The 7,218-nt window shown below is 63.9% G+C and carries 8 protein-coding genes and 1 pseudogene; 4 read left to right on the top strand and 5 right to left on the bottom strand.

The annotated features are described in order from the left end of the window. Window positions 1-58: 58 nt before the first annotated feature. Genes AC1DVS_RS26685 through rhmD form a run of 4 tightly spaced genes read right to left on the bottom strand, consistent with a single transcriptional unit; the run spans window position 59 to window position 3,821 of the window. On the bottom strand, window positions 59-949 hold the full coding sequence (locus AC1DVS_RS26685; protein WP_478027541.1) for an amidohydrolase family protein: 891 nt from the start codon (window positions 947-949) through the stop codon (window positions 59-61). 58 nt (window positions 950-1,007) lie between these two features. Then, complete coding sequence (locus AC1DVS_RS26680) at window positions 1,008-1,757, bottom strand: SDR family NAD(P)-dependent oxidoreductase (protein WP_478027540.1); 750 nt, start codon at window positions 1,755-1,757, stop codon at window positions 1,008-1,010. Further along, on the bottom strand, window positions 1,754-2,623 hold the full coding sequence (locus AC1DVS_RS26675; RefSeq protein WP_478027539.1) for a fumarylacetoacetate hydrolase family protein: 870 nt from the start codon (window positions 2,621-2,623) through the stop codon (window positions 1,754-1,756). The genes AC1DVS_RS26680 and AC1DVS_RS26675 overlap by 4 nt, the downstream gene beginning before the upstream one ends. A 13-nt stretch (window positions 2,624-2,636) precedes the next feature. Further along, window positions 2,637-3,821, bottom strand: a complete 1,185-nt coding sequence (gene rhmD, locus AC1DVS_RS26670) for an L-rhamnonate dehydratase (protein WP_478027538.1) — start codon at window positions 3,819-3,821, stop codon at window positions 2,637-2,639. 171 nt (window positions 3,822-3,992) lie between these two features. On the opposite strand from rhmD, the gene AC1DVS_RS26665 reads away from it, so the two are divergent. Genes AC1DVS_RS26665 through AC1DVS_RS26655 form a run of 3 tightly spaced genes read left to right on the top strand, consistent with a single transcriptional unit; the run spans window position 3,993 to window position 6,468 of the window. Continuing rightward, window positions 3,993-4,817, top strand: coding sequence for an IclR family transcriptional regulator (locus AC1DVS_RS26665; protein ID WP_478027537.1), 825 nt, complete (start codon window positions 3,993-3,995; stop codon window positions 4,815-4,817). 9 nt (window positions 4,818-4,826) lie between these two features. Beyond that, on the top strand, window positions 4,827-5,591 hold the full coding sequence (locus AC1DVS_RS26660; RefSeq protein WP_478027536.1) for an SDR family NAD(P)-dependent oxidoreductase: 765 nt from the start codon (window positions 4,827-4,829) through the stop codon (window positions 5,589-5,591). Between the two features lie 7 nt (window positions 5,592-5,598). Beyond that, window positions 5,599-6,468, top strand: coding sequence for a 2-dehydropantoate 2-reductase (locus tag AC1DVS_RS26655; RefSeq protein WP_478027535.1), 870 nt, complete (start codon window positions 5,599-5,601; stop codon window positions 6,466-6,468). Between the two features lie 86 nt (window positions 6,469-6,554). Here AC1DVS_RS26655 and AC1DVS_RS26650 read toward each other — a convergent pair whose 3' ends face one another. Next, window positions 6,555-6,902, bottom strand: a complete 348-nt coding sequence (locus AC1DVS_RS26650; RefSeq protein ID WP_478027534.1) for a hypothetical protein — start codon at window positions 6,900-6,902, stop codon at window positions 6,555-6,557. A 95-nt stretch (window positions 6,903-6,997) separates the two neighbouring features. Between AC1DVS_RS26650 and AC1DVS_RS26645 the strand changes: the two are divergent. Further along, window positions 6,998-7,165, top strand: a pseudogene (locus tag AC1DVS_RS26645) (IS5/IS1182 family transposase); the annotation flags it as partial. Between the last annotated feature and the right edge of the window lie 53 nt (window positions 7,166-7,218).

The raw sequence follows: 7,218 nt of genomic DNA, 5'->3' as shown, positions 1-7,218 counted from the left end.
CCCCCACCCCCTACCCCTCCCCTGAAGGGGAGGGGCTGATGGGGCCTCACGCGGCGCGCTAAACATCCAACCCGAGCCGGTAGATGCGGTTGGCGTTKCGGGCGAACAGGGCGCGTCGGTCATCTTCGCTGAAATCGGCGACCGCATCGGCCAGCGCGCCAAGGGTCGTGTCGAAATCGGCGAACAGCCGGTCGGTCGGGAAATTGCTCGCCATCATCGCGCGGCCGGTGCCGAAGATGTCGATCGTCTCGCGCACACGGTCCCGGACCGCCGCCGTGTCGAACGGGCGATAGACAAAGCCGAGACCGGAGATCTTGATCGAGACATTGGGCAGCGCGGCCATCGTCTTCATCGCCATGCGCCAGCTTTCGTCACCGTCGACACCGAGGCCGGCATGATCGATGATCACCGCCGTTTCGGGGTGCCGCTCGATGAGCCGGGCGAGCTCGGCAAACTGGGTGGGATAGGCCTGGAGATCGAACGACAGGCCATATTTCGACAGCAACGCGAAACCGCGCTCCCAGGCGGGATCGAGCGTGATGTCGCGCGGGATATAGGTGCGGTTCGGGTCCTGGTGCCAGCTGATGATATGGCGAATGCCGCGCACGTTGGGTCGCTGGGCGTGTTCGGAGAGCAGCGCCTCGACGTGCGGATCGTCGAGTGCCGCGTTGGCGATGATGCCATTGGGCATGCCGTGCGCGTCGGCCATGCCCTGCAGCCAGTCGGTTTCGGCGAGCGGATTCTCGGCGCCGGCATCGAGGTGGACGAAGCCAACCACATTCCAGTTCGCCGCCTCGGTGAGATAGTCGTCGAGCAGCTGGTTGCGGGCGATCGATTCGGTGTTGCCGTTCGGGCCCGCGTCACGGAAGGGCGGCGAGAGCCATGCATAACGATCCCGGGCGAGATCCCAGAGATGGACATGGGCATCGATGAACGGCAGCGCGTGCATTCTCGTCCTCCCCTTCGTGCCGGGGTTTGCCGGTCACGATTCACGATATCGTCGGTGATCAGAAGGTCGTCCGTCCTCCGGACGTGTCGAAGGTGGACGCGGTGGTGAAGCTGCATTCCTCGGATGCCATGAAACAGACCATGGCCGCGGTCTCTCGGACATCGCCGAGCCGGCCCATCGGGATCTTGGCGAGCATATATTCGACCTGGCTCGGTGGCAGCTGATCGAGGATCGGGCTGTCGAAAGTCGCCGGCGTCACTGCGTTGGCGATCACACCGCGCGTCGCCAGTTCCTTGCCGAGCGATTTGGTGAAGCCGATCACCCCCGCCTTGGATGCGGAATAAGCCGAGGCGTTGGGATTGCCCTCCTTGCCAGCGACTGAGGAGACATTGACGATCCGGCCATAACCGTTCGCCACCATGTGCGGCACGACCGCGCGGCAGCAATAGAACAGGCCGTTGAGGTTGACGTCGATCACGCTCAGCCAGCTGTCGATCGGATAGGCATCGACCGGGGCGGTCGCGCCGGTGATGCCGGCGGAGTTGACGAGGATGTCGATCCGCCCGAGCAGGCGGAGGCTTTCCGCCGCTGCGCGCTCCACGGCGGCGTTGTCGGCGACGCTTAAGGGGATGGCGGCGACCGCGCCGACAGCCACCTTCGCTTCACTCACCCACTCGGCGTGGAGATCCCAGAGGATGACACGTCCACCCTCGGCGACGATGCGGCGGGCGACCTCACGGCCAAGCCCCGATGCACCGCCGGTGACGATTGCTGTCCGCCCGTCGAATCGGCCCGCATAGAGTGTCACGAGGCGGATGCCCCTTGGCGATGCCAGGCGACGACATCCTGGCGCTGATCGCCAAGCTTCTCGATGCCGAGGGTGACGACATCGCCCGCTTTCAGGAACCATGGCTCGGGCTTCTGCCCCATGCCGACGCCGGGCGGAGTGCCGGTGGAGATGATGTCGCCGGGTTCGAGCGTCAGGAACTCGCTGAGATAGGAGACGAGCTTGGCGATGCCGAAGATCATCGTCTTGCTGCTGCCGTCCTGGACGCGCTTGCCGTTGACCTCGAGCCACATGCCGAGATTCTCGGGGTCACCGACCTCATCAGCGGTGACCAGCCAGGGGCCGACGGGTCCGAAGGTGTCGCAGCCCTTGCCCTTGTCCCAGGTGCCGCCGCGGTTGAGCTGGAAATCGCGCTCCGAGAGATCATGGATGGTGCAGTAACCGGCGACATGGTCGAGCGCTTCGGCCTCGGTGACATAGGAGGCGCGGCTGCCGATGATTACACCGAGCTCGACCTCCCAATCGGTCTTCACCGATCCGCGCGGGATCATCACCGTGTCGTTCGGCCCCTGCAGGCAGGAGACCGCCTTGGTGAAGAAGATCGGCTCGGGCGGAATCGGCATGTTCGATTCAGCGGCGTGATCGGCATAGTTCAGGCCGATCGCGAGGAATTTGCGCGTACCCGCCACCGGGACGCCAAGGCGGGGCGATCCCTCGACCAGCGGCAGCGAGGCTGGATCGAGCGCCGCGAGCTTTGCAAGGCCTGCGGGCGAGATCTCAGCCGCGCCGAGATCGGCGACATGGCCGGAAAGATCGCGAACACGCCCTTCGGCATCGAGCAGGCCGGGCTTTTCCTGGCCCACCGGGCCGTAACGCAGCAATTTCATCAGATGTGAATCCTCAACGGGTATAAGGTCGGTGGAGCGCGATATCGCGGTTGAGCTCAACACCGAATCCAGGTTTATCGAGCGCCGAGGCGCGGATACGGCCATTTTCCGGGATCGGCTCGCCGAGCAGTTGCGGATGGAACATCGGCACGACCTTGTCGGCCTTGGGCGCCATCATCAGGAACTCAGCGAACGGGCTGTTATGGCGCGTGATCACGAAATGGTAGGAATAGACCGATGAGCCATGCGGCACGACGAGCTTGCCGTGCGCATCGGCCAGCGCCGAGATCTTGAGCAACTCGGTCACGCCGCCGCACCAGCCGACATCGGGCTGGATGATGTCGCAGCAGTCCATTTCGAGCAGCATGCGAAAGCCCCAGCGGGTCGCCTCATGCTCACCAGTGGTGACGAGCATGCCTTTGGGCACGTTGCGCTTGAGTTCGGCATAGCCCCAATAATCGTCGGGGCTGATCGCTTCCTCGATCCATTTGAGGCCGCACTCGTGCGCGCGCGTCGCGAGCCGCGTCGCGTAATTCACATCGAGTGCCATCCAGCAATCGAGCATCAGCCAGAAATCATCACCGCATTTTGCACGCATATCGGCGAGTGCGGCGATGTTCTTGTCGAGCCCCTCCTCGCCCTCGGCAGGACCATGATGGAGCGGCAGCTTGCCGCCGATGAACCCCATCTGCTTTCCCAGATCGGGCCGGGCGCCGGTCGCGTAGAATTGCAGCTCGTCGCGCACCGCGCCGCCGAGCATGTGATAGACCGGTTCCTGCCTGAGCCGCCCGAGCAGATCCCAGAGCGCCAGATCGACCCCCGAGATGGCATTCACCACCAGTCCCTTGCGGCCATAATATTGAGTCGAGAAATACATCTGGTCCCAGATCTTCTCATACTCGGCCGGATCGCGCCCTTCGAGGAAGCGGGCGAGATGCTTTTCGACGATATAGGCCGCAGGCTCGCCCCCGGTCGTCACCGCGAAACCGATCGTGCCGTCATCGGCCTCGATCTCCACCACCAAAGTGCCGAGCACGTTGATGCCGAAGCTGCGCCGCGACTGGCGATATTCCGGATAGCGGCTCATCGGGGTCGCGATATGATCGTCGATCCAATGGCCGTCGCCCTGATCGTGATAATCCGCGCCGCCGCCGCGAACGACAAAGGCGCGGACATGTTTGATGCGGGGAAATGTCATGCCGGCTCCACGACAGGCGAAGAGGCGTGGCCATGCAAGGCTATAGGCACCGCGTACCAGTATTTGGTACGGCGTCGCACTGCCGTCAGCGGATCAGATTGCACTGCGCCCTACCCCTCTCACGATATTACCACTTGCAAAATTCCATATAATGGGAAAGAATATTATTAGATGAGAAACGCTACGTCAAATGCTGATTTCGCCAGCGATGCCAAATCGCAGCCCGGCAGCCAGACATTGCTGCGCGGACTGGACGTGATCGACGCGGTCGTCGACGGGCCGATCATGCTGGCGGATCTGGCGGCCAGGCTCGGCCTGACGCGCTCGACCACGCACCGGCTCGCCACCGCGCTGATCGACCGGCGCTATCTGACCTTCGTGCCACGGCTCGGCTATCATTTCGGGCCAAAGCTGCTCGAGCTCGGCTTCCTCGCCCAGCAGCAGACCGATGTCGTCCAGGTCGCCCGCCCGCATCTCGAACAGCTCGCCGCCGCCACGGAGGATACGGTCCATCTCGGCGTACTCGACAATGAGCGGGCGCTTTATCTCGACAAGATCCCGGGCCGCCGGCGAGTCGAGATCAGCAGCCGGGTCGGCGATCGCCAGCCGCTTACGTCGACTGGCCTGGGCAAGGCGCTGCTGCTCGACGACGATGCAGGCCATTGGCGCAAATTGTTCGACGAGGACCGCGCTGCCGGCGCACCGCAGGCCGATTACGCGGTCTGGGAAGAGCGGATGCGCAATTATGTCCAGGTCGGCCGTGCCTTCGATCTCGAAGAGAATGAGGATCTGATCCGCTGCGTCTCCGCGCCGATCCGCGATGTGAGCGGCCGGATCGTCGCTGCGCTCAGCGTGTCGAGCGCCGCGCAATATATGGCCGACGAGCGGATGCAGGCATTGTCTGACGATGTGCGCGGCACCGCGATGGCAATCAGCCGGGATCTCGGCTGGTCGGAAGGCGTCGCGCGCAAACCCGTATCAAAGTCTCGCAGATAAGGAACGCAGGTGGGATTGCTCGAAGGAAAGACCGTTCTGGTCACTGGTGCTTCAGCAGGAATCGGTCGCGCGGCCGCAATCGGCGCGGCGCGCCACGGTGCCGATGTCGCGATCAACTATCTGCACGATGATGCGGGCGCGGCCTCCTGCGTTGCGGAGATCGAGGCGCTCGGCCGCCGCGCGATCGCGGTGCACGGCGATGTCGCCGATCCCGAAACCGCCAGAGCGTTTGTCGCGGCAGCGGTCGACGCCTTCGGCAAGGTCGATGTGTTCGTCAACAATGCCGGCATCTGCCCGTTCCACGCCTTTCTCGACATGCCGGCCGAGACGTTCGAGCGGACGATGCAGGTCAATCTTCACGGTGCCTATTACATGGTCCAGGCGGCGGCGAACCAGATGGTGGCGCAAGGCCATGGCGGCGCGATTATCGCGGTCTCGTCGATCTCGGCTTTGGTCGGCGGCGAATATCAGACGCATTACACGCCGACCAAGGCGGGGGTGCATTCGCTGATGCAGTCGGCCGCGATCGCGCTCGGCAAGCACGGCATTCGCTGCAACTCAGTGCTGCCGGGCACGATCCTGACCGACATCAACAAGGAGGATCTCGCCGATCCGGCCAAGCGCGCGTACATGGAGACCCGTGTGCCACTTGGGCGATTGGGGCAGCCCGACGATCTCGCGGGGCCGATCATCTTCCTCGCCTCCGATCTTGCAAATTACGTCACCGGGGCGGCTCTGCTCGTCGACGGCGGCGCCTATGTGAATCTGCAATAGGCGAGACGTGACCAGCATCGCGATCATCGGCGCCGGCGCGATCGGGGGCACGATCGCTGCGTGGCTGGCCCAGTCTCCCGGCCACGCCGTAACGCTGTGCGTGCGGACGCCGCTCACCGATCTCGAAATCGAAACGCCCGATGGCCTGATCCGCGCTAGCCCGCGCGTCATATGCGACCCGGACGTCGCCGAGCCAGTTGACTGGATCCTCGCGGCAACCAAGGCCTATGACAGCGCTGCCGCCGCAACCTGGTTCCCCCGGCTGGCACGGCCCGACACGTTCATCGCCGTGCTCCAGAACGGGGTCGAACATCGCGAGCGCTTCCGCGATTTCGCGCCCGCTGACCAAATCCTTCCAGCGATCGTCGACATACCCGCTGAGCGCAGCGCGCCCGGGCGGATCCGCCAACGCCGCACCGGCTCGATTCTTGTCCCCGAGGGTGCCGCCGGCAGCGCTTTCGCCGCTCTGTTCACCGGAACGCCGATCGCGGTTGCCACCACGCCCGATTTTGTGACCGCTGCCTGGCGTAAGCTCGCCGTCAATTGCGCCGGAATCGTCAACGCGCTGACATTGCGGCCGGCCGAAGTGGCGAACGATCCCGCGATCGCGGACGTCATGCGCGGGCTGGTCGCCGAATGCGTCGCGGTCGGCCGCGCCGAGGGCGCCGACATGCCCGACTCGCTGCCCGACACGGTCGTCGCCGGCTATCGCGCCGCAGCCCCGGACTCGATCAACTCGATCCACGCCGATCGCCTTGCCGGCCGGCCAATGGAGATCGACGCCCGCAACGGCGTGATCGTAAGGCTCGGCGAACGCCACGGCATCCCAACCCCATATAACCGCATGGCGGCAGCGGTGGGCCAATCACTGAGGTGACCGGCTGATCGGTACTACGTCGTGCACTCATAAACGACCGCTTCGGCACGATGGCCCGAACGGCCGACATTGGTGGAGAGCGGACGCTAACTCGAGGGCTCGCCAGTGTACCAATCAGGCTTAGGATGCTCTTGCCCGAACCAGCCCCAGTCGTTCAGTGTTTCAACAAAGTGCCGGCGGCTATATTTGCGATAGCCGTCGCCCAATTCCGAGTGCCAAAGCTTTGCTTCGCGTAAAGCCGGGCGGACCATCCGCCTCGACTTGGAGCTGAGCACGACCGCGCCCGTCGGCGAGCCGAAGTCGGGAATGAATGCCTCACACCAAATTGGGGTCGGTCCAGTCGTTTCCACGCGATATGGTGCGACCACGGCAATGCCGAGGTCTTTCGAAGCTTCGAGCCATGCCGCTGTAATTTTCTCGTTTAGGTCACTCATCGCTATTCGGTCTGGTTGGGATCAGCTGAAAGTGGTGGAGGCTGTGTGAAAACGCCCTGATGTGCTATGATTCTGGCGTTGCAGGAGGCGCCGGAATGGGACGTTTCATTGAGGGCTGTGACCGTCGGCAGAAGCTGCTTTTGCCAGATTGCGTTGATGATTACGTGTCCGAGGAGAACACGGTACGCGTGGTCGATGTCTTCATCGACGAACTGGATTTGGCGGGGCTCGGCTTCGAGGATGCAGCGTCTACGGGGCGCCCGTGATATCATCCGGCGATGCGTCTACGGGGCGCCCGGGATATCATCCGGCGATG

The sequence above is a fragment of the Sphingomonas sp. P3_C5 genome, assembly GCF_056402635.1.
This window is presented reverse-complemented; position numbering and strand designations above follow the sequence as displayed.